Origin of the sequence: Bdellovibrio sp. HCB337 (assembly GCF_047302465.1) — a bacterium.
Lineage (GTDB): Bacteria > Bdellovibrionota > Bdellovibrionia > Bdellovibrionales > Bdellovibrionaceae > JACMRP01.
Genome location: NZ_CP178621.1, coordinates 3,426,994 through 3,443,065 on the forward strand (window position 1 = coordinate 3,426,994; position 16,072 = coordinate 3,443,065).

16 protein-coding genes are annotated in these 16,072 nt (G+C 44.2%); 10 read left to right on the forward strand and 6 right to left on the reverse strand.

The features are described 5' to 3' along the window. Nucleotides 1-320: 320 nt before the first annotated feature. The 4 genes from ACLWBB_RS16540 to ACLWBB_RS16555 all read left to right on the forward strand — a co-directional run bounded on the left by ACLWBB_RS16540 (nucleotide 321) and on the right by ACLWBB_RS16555 (nucleotide 3,602). Nucleotides 321-989 carry a hypothetical protein gene (locus ACLWBB_RS16540; protein ID WP_413288667.1) on the forward strand — a complete coding sequence of 223 codons (669 nt, stop codon included), beginning with the start codon at nucleotides 321-323 and terminating at the stop codon, nucleotides 987-989. Nucleotides 990-1,154: 165 nt separating this feature from the next. After that, the gene (locus tag ACLWBB_RS16545) at nucleotides 1,155-2,234 is read left to right on the forward strand and encodes an SAM-dependent methyltransferase (protein WP_413288668.1); all 1,080 of its coding nucleotides are present in this window, start codon (nucleotides 1,155-1,157) and stop codon (nucleotides 2,232-2,234) included. A 99-nt stretch (nucleotides 2,235-2,333) separates the two neighbouring features. After that, nucleotides 2,334-2,684 carry an OsmC family protein gene (locus ACLWBB_RS16550; RefSeq protein ID WP_413288669.1) on the forward strand — a complete coding sequence of 117 codons (351 nt, stop codon included), beginning with the start codon at nucleotides 2,334-2,336 and terminating at the stop codon, nucleotides 2,682-2,684. Nucleotides 2,685-2,693: 9 nt separating this feature from the next. Continuing rightward, nucleotides 2,694-3,602: a pirin family protein gene (locus ACLWBB_RS16555; RefSeq protein WP_413288670.1), complete on the forward strand. Its 909-nt coding sequence runs from the start codon at nucleotides 2,694-2,696 to the stop codon at nucleotides 3,600-3,602. 3 nt (nucleotides 3,603-3,605) lie between these two features. On the opposite strand, the gene ACLWBB_RS16560 is transcribed toward ACLWBB_RS16555, so the two are convergent. After that, nucleotides 3,606-3,728 (reverse strand): hypothetical protein, encoded by a 123-nt coding sequence (locus tag ACLWBB_RS16560; RefSeq protein ID WP_413288671.1) that lies wholly within the window; start codon nucleotides 3,726-3,728, stop codon nucleotides 3,606-3,608. A 217-nt stretch (nucleotides 3,729-3,945) separates the two neighbouring features. Here ACLWBB_RS16560 and ACLWBB_RS16565 point away from each other — a divergent pair, with 217 nt between their 5' ends. Then, entirely contained in the window at nucleotides 3,946-4,545 is a 600-nt protein-coding gene (locus tag ACLWBB_RS16565; protein ID WP_413288672.1) for a YceI family protein, read from the forward strand. A 47-nt stretch (nucleotides 4,546-4,592) separates the two neighbouring features. On the opposite strand, the gene ACLWBB_RS16570 is transcribed toward ACLWBB_RS16565, so the two are convergent. Continuing rightward, nucleotides 4,593-5,273, reverse strand: coding sequence for a lytic transglycosylase domain-containing protein (locus tag ACLWBB_RS16570; RefSeq protein WP_413288673.1), 681 nt, complete (start codon nucleotides 5,271-5,273; stop codon nucleotides 4,593-4,595). Nucleotides 5,274-5,398: 125 nt separating this feature from the next. On the opposite strand from ACLWBB_RS16570, the gene ACLWBB_RS16575 reads away from it, so the two are divergent. Both ACLWBB_RS16575 and ACLWBB_RS16580 read left to right on the forward strand, forming a co-directional pair. Then, the gene (locus ACLWBB_RS16575) at nucleotides 5,399-6,613 is read left to right on the forward strand and encodes a hypothetical protein (RefSeq protein WP_413288674.1); all 1,215 of its coding nucleotides are present in this window, start codon (nucleotides 5,399-5,401) and stop codon (nucleotides 6,611-6,613) included. A gap of 206 nt (nucleotides 6,614-6,819) precedes the next feature. Beyond that, entirely contained in the window at nucleotides 6,820-7,608 is a 789-nt protein-coding gene (locus ACLWBB_RS16580) for a TIGR02147 family protein (RefSeq protein ID WP_413288675.1), read from the forward strand. Here the strand turns inward: ACLWBB_RS16580 and ACLWBB_RS16585 are convergent. Together ACLWBB_RS16585 and ACLWBB_RS16590 are read right to left on the reverse strand one after the other, a co-directional pair. Continuing rightward, nucleotides 7,578-8,735, reverse strand: coding sequence for a hypothetical protein (locus ACLWBB_RS16585; protein WP_413288676.1), 1,158 nt, complete (start codon nucleotides 8,733-8,735; stop codon nucleotides 7,578-7,580). The genes ACLWBB_RS16580 and ACLWBB_RS16585 overlap by 31 nt on opposite strands. A 174-nt stretch (nucleotides 8,736-8,909) precedes the next feature. Continuing rightward, the gene (locus ACLWBB_RS16590) at nucleotides 8,910-10,067 is read right to left on the reverse strand and encodes a hypothetical protein (protein ID WP_413288677.1); all 1,158 of its coding nucleotides are present in this window, start codon (nucleotides 10,065-10,067) and stop codon (nucleotides 8,910-8,912) included. Between the two features lie 291 nt (nucleotides 10,068-10,358). Here ACLWBB_RS16590 and ACLWBB_RS16595 point away from each other — a divergent pair, with 291 nt between their 5' ends. Together ACLWBB_RS16595 and ACLWBB_RS16600 are read left to right on the forward strand one after the other, a co-directional pair. Next, complete coding sequence (locus tag ACLWBB_RS16595; protein ID WP_413288678.1) at nucleotides 10,359-11,207, forward strand: VWA domain-containing protein; 849 nt, start codon at nucleotides 10,359-10,361, stop codon at nucleotides 11,205-11,207. 88 nt (nucleotides 11,208-11,295) lie between these two features. Further along, nucleotides 11,296-13,641 carry a hypothetical protein gene (locus ACLWBB_RS16600; protein ID WP_413288679.1) on the forward strand — a complete coding sequence of 782 codons (2,346 nt, stop codon included), beginning with the start codon at nucleotides 11,296-11,298 and terminating at the stop codon, nucleotides 13,639-13,641. On the opposite strand, the gene ACLWBB_RS16605 is transcribed toward ACLWBB_RS16600, so the two are convergent. Continuing rightward, nucleotides 13,636-14,232 carry a hypothetical protein gene (locus ACLWBB_RS16605; protein ID WP_413288680.1) on the reverse strand — a complete coding sequence of 199 codons (597 nt, stop codon included), beginning with the start codon at nucleotides 14,230-14,232 and terminating at the stop codon, nucleotides 13,636-13,638. The genes ACLWBB_RS16600 and ACLWBB_RS16605 overlap by 6 nt on opposite strands. Before the next feature lie 275 nt (nucleotides 14,233-14,507). On the opposite strand from ACLWBB_RS16605, the gene ACLWBB_RS16610 reads away from it, so the two are divergent. After that, a complete protein-coding gene (locus tag ACLWBB_RS16610) occupies nucleotides 14,508-14,894 on the forward strand; it encodes a hypothetical protein (protein WP_413288681.1) in 387 nt (128 codons plus the stop codon). A gap of 118 nt (nucleotides 14,895-15,012) precedes the next feature. On the opposite strand, the gene ACLWBB_RS16615 is transcribed toward ACLWBB_RS16610, so the two are convergent. Further along, complete coding sequence (locus ACLWBB_RS16615; protein WP_413288682.1) at nucleotides 15,013-15,717, reverse strand: FliG C-terminal domain-containing protein; 705 nt, start codon at nucleotides 15,715-15,717, stop codon at nucleotides 15,013-15,015. Nucleotides 15,718-16,072 lie beyond the last annotated feature (355 nt).

Here is a 16,072-nt window from a genome sequence, read left to right on the forward strand (position 1 = left end):
TTTTGTTTCTTCGAATGAGCATGAAACCCGCATCGTAGCGCGATTTTTTGAGCTACGGAATCTCCTAGAGCTTCAACATTTCAATAGAAACTGAGAAAGATGATCTATTCAATAATAGAGGAGTCTCATCATTTGGAACAAGGAGTGTTCTTCATATGGTCGTCTTAATGACGTTGTTATTCTCTCTACAATCTTACGCAGGAACTATTCCATTTGCTTTTTGGAGAACCAGAGCTCCTCTTGTCTGTCCCACAAATTTTATTAGGGTACCCGCACTCACCGGGTATACCTCTTCAGATTTTTGTGTTGCAAAGTATGAAATGAGAAATGTCAGCAGCGTCGCAACTTCTCAAACCTCAGGTGCACCGTGGACCGCGATCAATCGGGACAATGCACGGACGCAATGTCAGAACTTGGGCGCGGGTTACAATTTAATTTCAAATGCTCAATGGCAGACCATTGCTAGAAACATCGCAGATACTGACAGCAATTGGAGTACCGGTACTGCTTACAGCGGCCAGTTGAACCGCGGCCACTCAGACAATGCCCCTTCTTCGGGTCTTTCCGCTTCAACTGATAGTGATGCTTGCTCGGGCACAGGACAAACCTGCTCTGACGTTACTTGGCACGATCAAAGGCGTACGCATAAACTTTCCAACGGAGAAACTATTTGGGATTTTTCAGGAAACGCCTTGGAGTGGGTCCTTGATACAAATGGCGCCTCTCAAGGTGCTCAGGGATGGGCCGCCTCTTTCAACGGTGGAGACTCTCGGCAAAACAACTACGGCAACGATCAATTTTGCGGAACTCCCGGCTCCTCCCCTTACTGCGGATATGGATATGGCTGGACTGCTGCAGCCGGTGGCGCTGTTCGCCGAGGTGGGTATTGGGGGCATACTACCGAGGCTGGGATCTTTGAATCAGATCTAACTTGTAGTGCGTCTTGTTCTGATGCTTTCATGGGGTTTCGCTGCATCTACGTAAACTAGCAAATGACGAGGATAAGATCTCTCAACCATCTTGGCGGCCGCCACAAGAACTTACAACGTGGACTCGATATCAGGTTTAACACGTCTGCTGCCTATATCTCTTTAAACGCGCACAATAGACGAGAGTCTCTTGGAGTTTCTTTTCTGGCCTGCTAGCCTTTATAAATGTTAGTCCATCAAAAAACTCTTATTAGCCTTCTTACATTGAACTCGGCGGACACTCAGTCACAAGAAGCCTCAGAGTTGATTGAAAAAGAACTCTTAAAAACTTCTTCCGTAGAGTTAGCGGATATTTTTGTGAACACCGCATTTTTACAAAGTGCTCTACAGTTTATTGAAGACGAATCTTGGCTTCAAAAAAAATCACAGCATCAAGATGATTTGCAAAAGTTGATTCAGGATCTTTTTCAAGAGGAGCTATCGCCTCTGTCATTTTTGACTGACTATTTCGATCAAGGCGCATTTCAGAAGCTAAAGTCTGTCACCGAAAGAGCTCGCCTCATCGAAGAAAATGCCCTGAAGATTGCAAAATCTCTGGATCCAGCGGGCCAAAATAATTTTGCAAACAAGTCTTTAGAACTCATGGCAAAACTTTTTCTCTTCGAGGCAAAACTGATTCACGAAAAAAAGAGTCAAGGTCTGATTCTTGGCTTGTCGCTGTATCGCTCTTTTGATGGGCTTGATACGTTTTTCAATTTAAATTATGAAGCGGATCACGGCATGAAAACGGACCTTGCCAACACCGAACGTCTCTACGAGGGTGCTGGTGTAGGAGTGCAATCATCCTACTCGACAATCCTTGCGGCCATTCACAACACAAATCCTGCACAGGGAGCTCGCATTATCGATTTGGGATCTGGCTATGGACGAGTGGGTCTTGTCGTTGGCCTTCTGCGACCTGATATTGATTTCATTGGCTATGAGTTTGTTGATCATCGCGTGCAAATTGCACAAACCTCCGGCGAACGACTGGGACTTGAAAAACATGTGCATTTCTTAACTCAAGATCTGTCTGACAAAAAATTTCAAATTCCCGAAGCCGATATCTATTACATGTACGATCCCTTTAGCGAAGAAACTTATTCCCATGTCCTTTCGCAATTAGTCGTAATTGGGCGCGCACGCAAAATCACCATTGTAACCAAAGGAAACGCTCGCGGCTGGCTCCTAGATCTAATTCGACGTGAAGGTTGGCATCAATCTCTTGATCTAGATGGCGGGAACCTCTGCACGTTTTGCTCCTGATCGTCTGCATAAAATCGAAAAACTTGCTGAAGCCGCACCTCTCTGGCGTTATGCTCATGACCTATGGTTACAGCAATAGCAAAATACGAAAACGGCGAAATGAAGCATGAAATTCAAGTGGGCTCACATCATCTGATAGCAGATGTATCCACAGCAGAAGGTGGCGAAGACCTCGGACCCTCTCCGCATGACTACCTGGCTGTAGCCCTCGCCTCGTGCACCGCCATCACTCTACGCATGTATGCTCAACGTAAATCCTGGCCTCTAAAAAGTGCTGATACGTTAGTTAATGTCGATCATCAAAAAGAGGTCACGAAGTTCGATCGCCGAATCAATCTCATTGGAGATCTCGACGACGAACAACGTAAGCGTCTCTTGGATATCGCCAATCATTGCCCGATTCATAAAGCGCTCTCAGGAAAAATCGAAATCACAACTAGTTTGGCTTAGGAGATACGCATGTCTGAAAAAATCGAGCTAGTTATTCCCTCGCGAGTGCGCGATCTTGGCGGTTTTCAAGTTCGTCGTATTTTGCCTTACGCTACTCATAGAATGGTTGGCCCTTTTATTTTCTTAGATCATATGGGTCCACAGCATTTCAGAACCGGCGAAGGAATGGATGTTCGTCCGCATCCACACATTGGCTTAGCTACGGTCACTTATCTTTTTGCAGGTAGCATCCTTCATCGCGATAGCCTGGGCTCACATCAGCTCATAGAGCCGGGCGCCATCAACTGGATGGTCGCAGGGCGAGGCATCGCTCACTCTGAGCGGATGCCTCAAGAAGCTCGTCAGCACGAGAACGATCTTCATGGTCTTCAATGTTGGGTAGCTTTACCACTAGAACATGAAGAAACAGAACCTTCGTTCACTCATCACAGCTCGGACTCTTTACCCGAGTTTCAGGTTGGCGATATTCGCATGAAGCTTCTATTAGGCACGGCGTTTGGCTTTGAGAGCCCTGTACCGACCCACTCAGATATTTTTTATGTTGATGCCGTGATGCCTCCAGATAGTAAATTGATTTTACCGTCTGAGGGACGTGAGCTTGGAATTTATTTAGTCGATGGCCATATTCAAGTTGAAGATGACGAGTTCACAGAATCCAATCTTGTTGTCGGAAAGCCCGGCGAAGATTTGATATTGAAAGCCCACAGACATTCTCGCGTCATACTTCTTGGCGGAAAGGCTTTAGAAGGACCTCGAAAAATTTGGTGGAACTTCGTCTCTTCTTCTGAAGAAAGACTTGAAAAAGCAAAACGCGATTGGGCAGAAGGACGTTTCCCAAAAATTCCAGGAGACGACAAAGAGTTCATCCCTCTACCTGCCGATGCTTTTACTAAAAATCCACCCGGCACCATTATGTAGGCTCTATTGGCAACCTCGCAGCATATACAAAACTAAAAGTATAGGAAGCGGAACTCCAAGCAACCACAGCAAGGCCCAACCGGCTTTCCCTTCAGCGTTCTCAATAAACTGAGGAAGCTTTTTCATACGTCCTCCTTTATCCAGAGCTCATACTATAGTCCTATCTCGCAAATTCTATTTTCCTTTTATTGCGACCTTCAGGACCTAGAGCATAAGCTCCCAGTTTCTTGAGTTTGCTGCGTAATGTATGTCAATAAATTGTCAAAGAAGGCTAATCTCTTGCCTGACCACAAGGGATCATACACACTTGATAAACAACAAATTTCTATATAAAGGAGACTTCATGTTGAAATCTATCTTCGCAACAATGATCTTGCTTGTTGCTACCTCTGTCCACGCAGCGGACGTTTATAAAATCGATGCAAAAGAAAGCTCTGTTAGCTGGAAGGGCGCCAAAAAAATGGGAAGCTCTCATAACGGTGGTATTTCTGTAAAAGAAGGCCAAGTACAAGTTGATAAAAAAGGCCTGATCACTAGTGGTAACATTGCTATCGATATGGCGACTATTACTAACGAAGATTTGAAAGGTAGCCCTGAGTTCCAAAAGAAACTTTTAGGTCATCTTTCTAACGAAGATTTCTTTAATGTAACAAAATTCCCAACATCTACATTCAAAATCACAAGCGTTGCTTCTAATCCAAAAGCAAAAGACGAAGTGACTGTAAAAGGCGAACTTACAATGATTGGCCAAACGAAACCAATCGAGTTCCCTGCAAAAGTAACTGTTGCGAACGGTGTTATGACCGGCGAAGCTCTTGTAAAAGTAGACCGCACAAAATGGGGTCTAAAATATGGATCTGGCAACATCTTCAAAGAACTTGCAGCCGATAAAATTATCGCTGACGAGTTCGAATTGAATTTGAAACTAGTTGCAAAGAAATAGTTCTTTTAAAGCCCCACTCTGCATGAATTCAGAGTGGGGTTTATTTCTTAGTTATACTCTTTGGCCAAAAGACTGTCATAGAAATCGTAATAGTTAGTCATAACTCTTGTAGAGTAATCCTTAGGCTTAATATCCAAAGACGCCAATCGGCGAACCCCACCAGGACCCATATTGTACGCGGCAACATATTGATGAGCTAAACCATCAAACTCTTGGCGAAGAAAAGCTAAATAAGCAACACCGATGCGAATATTCACTTGGGGATTTTTTAAACTCTCTTTGCCTTTCCAAGTATATCCGTTCTTCTGAGCAATCCACTGAGCAGTGTCTGGCTTAATCTGCATCAAGCCAATTTCTCCATGGCTTCCCACTACTTTTGGATCAAACTGACTTTCAGTTTCAATGACTGCCAAAACAAACACAGGATCTAAACCTTGCTTTTTGCTCTCGCTGATAATTGCATTGGTCACACGGTGAGCGTACTTTTTCCCAAAGGTCTCGAGGCGTTCTTGCACTATACCGCCAATAAACTTCTTCACTGACGGGACTTGTGCGCTGAGGCTCACATGACTTTGCTGAAACCCTGACCCGAGCAACTCTTTGGCGTGCTGAAGACGTCTTGTGGTGTCTTTTGTGAGTTTCTTTTCACAACAACATTTTGTGTTGGCATCGACCAACGACGAGAAAAACAACAAGCTGATTATTAAAAAGATAGCCTTCCTCATCATTCCCCCTTCTTCTTATCTTCGAGGGAAAATGGAAGTTTATCGACGACATTTTTGTCCGCTCTCAAAATGAGACAAGCCCTCATGAACAACTAAAGTTCATGTGTAAAATGTTCGATAGACACGTCATGAAACTTCCACTTCTCATTGCGGTATTGTTGACAGCTGTAAACTCATTTGCAAATAACGAAGCCTATCTCGACATCGAAGATGATCAAATAGTTTCGATCTTTGAAAAACCTGGTTATAACTGGAAAACATGTCAAAACGATCCTGCGTGTCGTTCTATCGGTTGGCCGGATAATAAATCCAAAATCAAAGTCCTGTCCCCAGTACAAAAAAAACAAGTAGAAGATCCATACACCGGCAAAATGGTTGTTGAAGACTATGTTTTTGTTGAGTTTAGCTATGAACGTACCGTCAACGGCAGGGTCTGGAAAAAAGAAGGCAAAGGTTGGATCGATGCTTCCTATCTTTCGAAAGAAAAACACAACACCTTTTATGGTGATGACTGTCCTGACACCTCCAGAAGCAGAAGCTGTTCACTGACGTCTTCTTCATCCAATGAAATAGCGACGCAATTGCAGAGACTCCAGCCCGTCACAACAGCTACTAATAATCAGAGTGTCAAAGAAGTGGCAAAAGCTCTAAACGGAGCTGTCGGTCAATGTGTGATCAATCCTGCAAACCCACCCACCAGATTTGCCGCTGGAAATCCTTTTGATACATTAGTCCTTCCAGCGATCGCAAGAAAAGCAACAAGAGTTCTCGGCCCTGACGGACAACCTGTAACTCTTCAAGAGATGGCCGACATCGATGCTCTAGCAAGGACACTCTACGGAGAAATGGCGGGCTGTTTTAAACACGGATTACAATATCCTATGGCCGTTGCAAAAATTGCTTACAATCGCGCTAATGCACCTGACAAAGTCAGAAAAACATTTGTGGGCAATAATGCAGATCACAGTTCCCGGAAGGACGATCTGGCTCGTGTCGTGACAACCCCGTCTCAATTCAATGTCTGGAAGAAGTACAATGAAGACGGCAAAGTGAATGGAAGTTTAAAACTAGCTCTCTGTCCGCCGTCTGATCCTAACAAAGCGTCTTGGCAGAAATTCAAGCCAGGCAAAGACGAGCTTGCGATCTGGGAAAACGCCCTTCGTATCGCCACAGAAACTGTACTGTTCTCAAACAAGTTTAACCGACGTACTTCAGAAATTCGCGACAATATTTATGACTATAACTCGGGCCCTCGGGACCCATGGGGTTATACTCGGATTTATCCCCGTATCGAAGGCCGACGTGTAGATCGTGTGGCTTGTATGCAAGTCTGGCGAAGATAAAAACAAAGACTACAAAAACCTCACCGTTTTCAGGGACTTCAGCCCCCTGAAAAATATCCCTGGGGGATTTCCCTGTGGATAAATTTCACTTAAGATCGCTTATAGCTGAGCCACAGAGTATGTGGAATATAGTGGAACAGCAGTACTGCCGTTTCACACTTTATGGATGACATGCGGACAAATATTCAATACCTCTGAGGTAATTTATGAAGCCGAAACAAGACTACCGATCTTATATTTTACGTGAGTTTGAACGACGCCAAAAAAAGAATCCTGCATATTCTTTAAGAGCTTTTTCCAGAGACCTTGAAATCCCATGCTCCCGCCTCAGCGAAATCCTCAATAGAAAAAGAGGCCTCTCTCAACGTCGTGCTCCCCTACTCGCAGACAAACTTTACCTTTCTCCTTCCGAAAAAGAATATTTTGTCGATCTAGCTCTGTGCGAGCACGCACGAAGTGGATTGGTGAAAAACATGGCTGTAAAACGTATCCATGCGCGCGAAGCCGTATCTATGGATGAAGCCGTTTTCAGCATTGTTTCTGATTGGTACCACACTGCTATTCTAGAATACCTTCAGTTGCCTAATAAGCCTCACGATCTTCAAACCATTGCAACCTGCTTTGGATTGCAAACTGAAGTCGTGGAAAAGGCCTTAGAGCGTTTGCAAGGGGTTCACCTGATTAAACAAGTGACTGCGGACAAATGGTCCGTTCTTCATGAAAACCGCAACACTATTTTCTCACCTAAATTTGAAGCTGTGAAAAAGTACTATCGTCAGCTTTTGGAAAAAGTGAATAACAACATCGGCAGTGAGAGCCGCTCTTGGGATATGTCTGCAGCAACTCTGCAGGTCAAAAAGGGCAGCATTCCTCAAGCGATCCAGAAAATCCGTCAGTTCCGCCAAGAATTGATTGCGGAAATGGAAGCAGATCCAGAACGCGACACTGTCTGCTGCCTTACGGTTCAGTTCTTTGATTTAGCGGAAGCCCACTGATTAATGAGATCCGCAACCTCTGCGGACTCATTGATCACTCGTTGAGAGATCGAGGCTTCCTGGATAAAATACCCGAAGGCTCTGATCATCTGTGTATTCGATAAGATCTTTGTAGAATTACTTAAATTATAACGCGGGTTTTGATAGCCAAAACCCTGAACTAGATCCGCGATTGTAATGTCCCCACGTTTTCTTTGGGCCCATTCTCTTGCTGGCTGAGCCACGTGGCAGCTGACGCAGTCAAGATTCTCGGGATTGAAGTTTTTTGGATTCTCGATGCGTAACGCAGCTGTAACTTCCTGACGAATGAGCTCTTCATTACCAGCGCTCAGTTTATCAGAGTTTCGAATGATTTGATTGATCGTATCTGGGGCCTTTGGTTCTGGCGAAATTTGCCCTCTATCAAAATGATCTGCTGGAACCGCAAAATTTAAGAATGCTTGTGAACCATGATTGATACGCGGAATCTTTAAAATCTGAAGGCCTCCATTTTTAACTTCAAAACCCTGGAATGCCCACATATCGCCGGCTCCACGCAGGACCATGGCAGTCACACGCGAAAGATTTTCTGCGCCCGCAAACTTTTTAATGATGTTGTTGAAATCAATCAGAGCTGGGCTCTGATCTTTCTGCAAATTCCACGCTGGGTGTACCTGCAATGCAAGACCTTCTGTTTTTACCGAGTGTTTAGTCTTCCACGTTTGTAAGTCGTTCAGAAGGTCCCCAAACTCTTTTTCGTTCAATACATAGAAGCTATGTAAAGCCGCATCTATAGTTTGTGTTTGATTCAAACGACCTTCTTCAATCGGTTGCCAAACTATTCTGATTTGTCTTTGGCAAGACTGAGGTGTTGGCAAAGGAAAGCAAGGGTCGATACGCACGGCGATTACTCGCAATGCCTCGAGAGTTTGTTGTTCTGTATGGGTTACGGTAAGTGGCGGCACCGACGCCAGCAACCTTGGAGGTAACAAGGCTCCACCACGTCCTGGAGCTTCAATTCCTAACAAGTTGTCAGGACCTACCTGAGAAGGAAGTGGCATTAAATAAGAAACGTCATTTAAATCCCATGTGGCCAATACAAAAGATGGCAACATCCAAGCTGCAATACAAAGCATCCATTTTTTCATGGAATCAAATTTCCAACTTTGTTCTCGATATTCAACAACAATCATTGGGTTGCCGCGAAAACTATGCTTATTGAAAACTAACTAATGATGAACGCAGAGTTTACGCTCCTAGACGTAAAGCAGTATCAAACTCCTGGAGAGCAACTCTGTCTATGCGTTGGTTTCCTTAAGATATTAATGGGTGAAAATAAACTCGCAGGTACCAGCTCTGCGAGATCCGATTAAATGTGTGATATTAGCATACGCATCCACAAACTTGGCTTTTACAACTCTAATAGAACCAGGAATATCTCCGATTTCCAAACGTACAAACCCCTTCACGACTGGCGACACAACAACTCGAAGCCAAGTACGACGCTCAAACTTGTTCGTGAATGTCAGAAGATCCGCCAACGGTGGAGGCGGAAGACCAAAGCTAGAGCTTGCGCCCGCAGCAAAATAATCAGCAGAAGCGGCGCTATGACCTGGCACTGCTGGAGGGTAAAAGGAACTTCCCTTTAAAGTGTCTGCTCCAGAGCGATGAGCCATCATCATCTCCGCTTTTCCTACTATGCCAATAACAGAGACCGCAGCTTTCGTATTATCGAATTTTTCAGAGTTATGAAACAACTCAAAGACAAAAGCTTTTTTAGATTTACTAAAAGCTAAGCTAAATCCAAGTTCCTCAGCTCCGCCGACACCTTTTTTTAGAATTCCAGTCTCAGCAACCACCCCTACAGAAATGCTCACGCCAAACTCATTTGAATCAATCACCAAAGGAGCTTGATACCATAGCTTGTAATCAATACCCTTCAAAATTGCGAGGGCCGCGCGTTCGCTTCTTTCATTGAAGCCTACATGTTCTTTAGGTTCTAGTGCTGTGAGCGGATGACGAATTTTAGATTTAACAAATTTAAAGGCATCACCGACAAGGCTTCCGGCGCCTAGCAAAAATTTTGATGATCTCAAGACCCTAGCAGCACCAGTTAGGAAGATCACTCGTATTTCCTTGAATCTTTGCTGATCTGCCGAAGGCAAAGCCAGGTACGCCTCCAAGGGATTTCGCTCCTCTGGTTCTGCAAGGCCTTGTTGCTGGAGCTGTTGGCGTAGCTTCTCGGGCATCTTCATTCCCAAAGCTTCTTTCATTGCTTCAGGATCTGGCTCGCTATCTAGAGTAAAAGAGACTTTGTCAGAAACACGGATAATCGTTTTGCTAGAGTCTTCAGAAACTTCAGTCTTTTCTAGGATGCTTTCAACGACTTCGTTAGAAAGATCGATATTTTCAGGCAACGGCGCGGCCTGAACTGACCAAGAGATCGACAGCAGACATAAAACGGCAATTACAAGTTTCACCTAAGACTCCATATTAAAGACCGAATACAAATTCCTGTGTTCCGATTTAAGATATTCACTCTTCATGCCAGAAAAAAATGTTTCATTCTGGGACCATATCGTCGCATTTTTCTGAAACTCTACAAATTCTCAAGTGTTATGTCCGGGAACAGCAGAGAAAAAAACGTCGATCTATCAGTCAAAAAACAAGGGTTCGTCAGTAAAGGCCACACCTATTCGAGCACGAACAAGGGGGGCCTTGTGCATAGGGATTGCAACTAACCCAAGTTAAGGAACACCTGGGGGATGAGTATGAAAAGGGCTGCTAGTGTAACAGTATTATCTGGGATCTTTTTGACATTTATGTTGTCATTCCAGAACTGCTCTAAGGTTGGCTTTACTAGTGCTGTCGATGCTTCTGCCGTTAAAAACGGAACAACAGGAGATGGCGATGACGATGGCGGCGGCGACGATACTAACTGTCGCATCGACATGGTGAACTCCACAAAAACTACTAAGATTCTTTTCCTTATTGATACTTCAGGCTCGAATGCTGGTAATAACGGCGCTGCGGGAACTGACATGGGAAAGACATGGCGTTTAGCCACTATCAATTCATTCATTAACGCCTACGCATCTAAACCCAACTTCCAATTTGGTTTCGCAACTTTCCAAGAAACTAGCGCTAAAGCACTCCTCGAATCCAACAATCACGGTATCTTTACGAATAACATGACTGAAATTAATCAAGCTATTCAAGCGCTCAAAGATACTGAGGACCAGGGCAATACGCCTTACGATGCTGCTTTAAGCATCGTAAAAGATATGATCTCTTACGATCAAGTTAGAAACCCTTCTAAAGAAGTTGGTTACGTTGTCATCATGGTTTCGGACGGTTCTCCAACCAATAAGTCTTATACCAATGAAGCTACTGGCATGACAGCACTTACCAACGATGTTAAAGCCATCAACAACGTGGCTGTTGGACAAATTAGTGTGAACACCGTCTACCTTTACAACCAAAGCGTTCCAAGCGCTTCTCAAAAGTCTTATCTGCAGAAGATTGCAAGTGTCGGCCACGGTGCTTTCATCGAGGCTAGCTCTCAGCAAATCATCCAAATCTCTGATACAGTTCAAGTTCCAACGACAACTTGCATGTAGTATCCGGGATAAAGTCCAGGTTCTTGCTACAGCTCGAGAAAATACAAGGTCCCTTTGATATCATAAAGATGATGCCGAAGGAGACCTTGTGATACGTTTTTGGATTCCCGCTGTTCTTGCTATTGCTACTATCAGCTACTACGCAACCACGTACAAACACAAAAACTTTCCTACTCGTGAACCTGCGTTTTCTTTGTTTAAAAGCCAGCCCCTAGAAGACAAAGATATTCTTGAAGCCTCATCTTCTTCAGATCTTAAGGCAAAACGTGTGCGCCTCTTGATCGACAATGATGCTTCCTTCGATAGTAAAATAGAAGCTATCCGCTCGGCTCGCTCGGGCGAAACAATTCGTCTTTCTTACTACATCTATTCGAAAGATCAGTCGTCAGCACTCTTTTTGAATGAACTTCTTCAAGCTGCTGCTCGAGGCGTACGCATCAAACTGATGGCAGACTTTATTACCAACTACCCACTCTTAGATTTGTTCACATATCTGGAAACTCAAAGCCGTGGGATGATTCAAGTCAGACTTTATGGTCGCCCGACACCTTTGATCGTCCGTGATTCGATGTTCCTTACGACTCCTTGTCCCCCGACTTCTGGGAAAGTCAAATCTACGACTTGTTCGGATGCCAAATGGGCTAAGTTAGCAAATTCCTCTCCCGACTTCTATGCTCGCCTTATGCTAAGCAGTCTCTATAGTCTCAACTTTGACTTTGTTGCAAGCGCAGTCCTCAAAGGACAACTAGTGGATCTAGCTGCGCTCACGTCTGGTGGCAATACGAGTGAAGAAGACAAGAAGCAGTTCATAGAATTCCTAAAGCTTGCCTTTAATGCCAAGGTGAAGGGCGACGTTCTCGCAGGAGCCAAGGTTTTGATTGCTATGCAACTTTATGGCGACAAACTAAATCCAATCCTCAATGAAATTTTAGGAAGAGTTCCAGTATCACAGAAAGAGCAAAAATCTTATTCGGACTGGGAGCATATTACTGACTTTACTCACCACAAGATTCTCATGGTCGGCGATCGTTTTGTTCAGCTTGGTGGACGCAATATTGAAAACTCCTACCATATGAAACGCAACGAACTCACTGACAAATATATCTTTATGGATACAGATGTTGCGGTCGACCTCGACCGAGGAGGCAACAGTATCGCAGTTGCGTATGATAGACTTTGGAACTTCAGCCAAATGACCATTCCGGTACAGGAAGCCCGCAACCTCATGCCCAACGAATTAGTCTCAAATTCCGAAATCGCTAATGAGGTTTGGAACCAGTGCCTCCCGAAAAATTATCAAACGGAGCAGGACCGTCAAACCCTCGTCAGCTGCTTCGAAGGTCAGTTTTACAAGCATTCAAAATATAAAAACCTCAATACTCGCATGACAGAACTCGCAACAGTACTGAACGACGGTGTTCAAGCTTATAAGAGTCAATACCTGCCTAAAAAGGCTTATGCACAAACTTGGAAAAAGTCTTCCAACTACGAGGACGAATTGTCTAATGTAGACATCTCACACCTTCTTTTGGGCTACATCGAAAATGTTCATTACGACAAATCTAAAAAAGAGCTCGAGCGTATTTACGGGTCTGTTGCTGGCAAAGAAACAAAGAATGGAAAATACATTCATCACCTTTGGTATCTGGGACTGCAAAACACCTGCGCTCTGGCTGCTAAAGAAAAACGTGAAAAACGCGTGATTATACATTCCGCCTACTTTTTACCGCCGGCAATTTTGATGCGTGGTTTTAGTAAAATGATGGACGGGACCTGGGACTGCCGCAATGTGCACGTCAGCTTCGTAACAAACTCACCGGAAACAACCGACTTGAATCACATTAACATTGCTTCTCGCTATCAAATGGCAGCGTTTTTTAAAGTCTATCAGAACCGACGTCGAATTTATGGCTCTATCAGCGATAGCAAGTCTGCGAAGTTTGACTACCATGAGTATCTCAAAGATCCAAACGACAGAGGTCTTTCTCTACATTCGAAAGTCAGTGTTCTTGGGGACGACTTGATTGTTGGATCTGCGAATGCCGATGTTCGTAGCTACTATATGGACACAAACAATGGCTTCTTCCTCAGAGGCGCCAAAGACACAGTTTCCCAATACGCCGAGTGGGTAGACAACATTCTTAAGGACTCCACTAAAGTTCGAGATCTTACTTCTCACTTTAGCAGTCCAGGGCTTACCGTCGACAAGATTTACTCTGACGACAAAAAGATCTTAGAGAATTTTTTGGCAACGAATGAACTTGGTAAAAAGCTTTCTCCGACGATGAAAGAAAAATTCTTCAAGGGAATCTACGCCGTCGCGAATTTTGTCTCCGAGACCACGGAAAAAATCTTAGTCAAAGACTCGAATCCTAGCGAAGCCGAACAGGCCGAGTTGGAACAAAAGTTCGACCGTGCGATGCAGTTGTTATAGAGTTTGAATAGATTGAACCCAGACAATTTCACAGGCACCAGCGCCAGAGTCCTCTCTGGCGAGAGAGCTTTTAGCATCGCTACCGTCCGAGTAATTCACGCGCACCAAATATCCTCTTAAATTCACGACCTGACCTTTACGAAGTTTTTTGATCTCTTGTTCGACATACTCTGTAGAAGGGATGAGATGCATATTCGCGCTTTGTTGGGTCATTAAGGGCTGTTCAGCCGGAGGCGTGCCTCTCCATGAATAGAAGTAAAATCGCCCCTCTTGCCAAATATTAAGCTCGTTTAGAACTTTAGAGTCAGACATCACTCCCCACCCCAAGGCCACGTCTACTGGTACGATAGGGGCCATCTTATCGATCCAATAGCGCTCGGTCGATAAAACTCTCCCCTGCAGAGAGTATTCCGCTAGAGGGTCTAAGACGACGTCTTTGTATTTAATAGGTCTGAAAGAAGGTGGAAGGTCTTTTTGAGATGGGCTCTGGGTTACCAGAATGCCCTCAGGATGGGCTTCTTCCCGCTGGGACCACGCTTGGTAGCCCCCCAGGATTACGACAAGAATAAAGGCTATTACGGTGCGATTCATGCTTCCAAGTCCCTAAATCGGTTTAATTGAGTGTAACGTATGTCCTGCTCAAATAAACCGGTTTTAAGGTCTAGTAAGGCATGCCGTTGATGTAGTTAGAGCCAATTCACGGCCATGGAATTTTCTTTTTTTCATTCATCTTGAGCCCGTCGCTCGTTTTTTCCTTCTCACTTAGGCATAGGCCTTGCTCCAGACGGACCGAGGCAGTAATTGAAATCTGCTCTGCAATTTAAGAGGTTTTTGTGAAGCTTTGCCTTTTTTCTATCTTCGCTCTAATGTTCAGTTTTATTACAGTGAGTGCTCAGGCCAAAAATGCCTGCAGCTGTACTCCAATTCCCTCTATGAAAAAGTACATAGGCGATGCCCGCAAAAAGCATATTGTCGGCTATAGCATTGATTGGACGTGTACTTACAAATGCAAGCTCGATGCACGCGACTCTGACGACAAGGCCACCTTGGTCACTGGGGCTTATCATGAATATCATGTATTTCCAGAGGACGGCAGCGAGGGTGTTTGCGAAGGCATGGTTTACAAGTCTCACTACAACTCAATGACCAACCAATATGTGTATATGTATACAGGAGAAGACGTTCCCTTCAGGCCCACCGATTCAAAATCTTCTGATCTTAAAAAATGGGCGAATACTACCTACTGTGAATAGTGGGATCTTAAAGAATCCAGGACATTTCTAGAAAACCTGCATTGAAAGATTATATAAAAAAAAGAGCGGTCTTATTTAGACCGCTCTTTTTTTTATTTGTTGTAGTTAAATTTGGGGCCTAGGCAATGCGCTTGATTTGCGCCAGTTTATCTCTCAGAGTGTGAACCTCTTGCTTCAAGGCATTGTTCTCTTGCATCAACTGATTGAGCTTTCTTTTCATCAAATCGATTTCACCAGATCCTGCAGAAGATGAATGGCTGCTCGCAGCTGAGGTTTCTTTTGAAGCTGATTTCGAGTCGTCTGAGTAGTTAATTTCAATTTTATTCAAGAATGACAACCCAGAGTCTGCGCTGTTCAATCTTTCTTCGATATTTTCCTCTACAAAAAGGTCCGCATCGAATTTTTCAAATTTAATATAGCCAGAAGCTGCAATAGCGCGAACCTCTGTGATGAGCTTCATTTCACAAGTAGCTTTTTCAGCCGGATTTGGATTGAGCTCAGCCATTTGGTCCATAATTTTGCGTTTTGAAATTGGCGGCAATGGAGCCAGAATCTTTTCGACCTGCTCTGCAGGACGACCGTGCAAACTCACGCAAAGAGTGAGCGGCTGCAGACGGCTCAATACCTCAGACATTACGTCATTTGGCCATGTGAAAATGCGATCAACTTGAAGCATTTTCTTTTTGAGCTCTTGTTCCCACGCAGGACTTTCTTGACTGATAAGTCCTAAAAATTGTTCTTGCTTCTTGCCTCCCGAAGTCTCGATGAGGGTTAGAAGCTGACTGAATCCACCTTTTTTCTTATAACGATCTAGCATTCCCATGCAGAATAAATCGGATGAATCATGGAAAACTTCAGAGATTTAACGTCTCAAAAGGAGAATTAACCAAAAATTTGCCGGTCCAAATTTGTAGATTCACCCCGAAGCATTTGGCCTCGAAAGGCCCTATAAAACTTCACGATGCTTCTTCTCAAGTACAGATCAGACTGAGAATTATTATGTTCCCTAGCTAAAAGTTTCTCAAATTCCCCCAACTTCCTTCCTTCCTTCCTTCCTTCCTTCCTTCCTTCCTTCCTTCCTTCCTTCCTTCCTTCCTTCCTTCCTTCCTTCCTTCCTTCCTTCCTTCCTTCCTTCCTTCCTTCCTTCCTTCCTTCCTTCCTTCCGCGCAATCAATCAA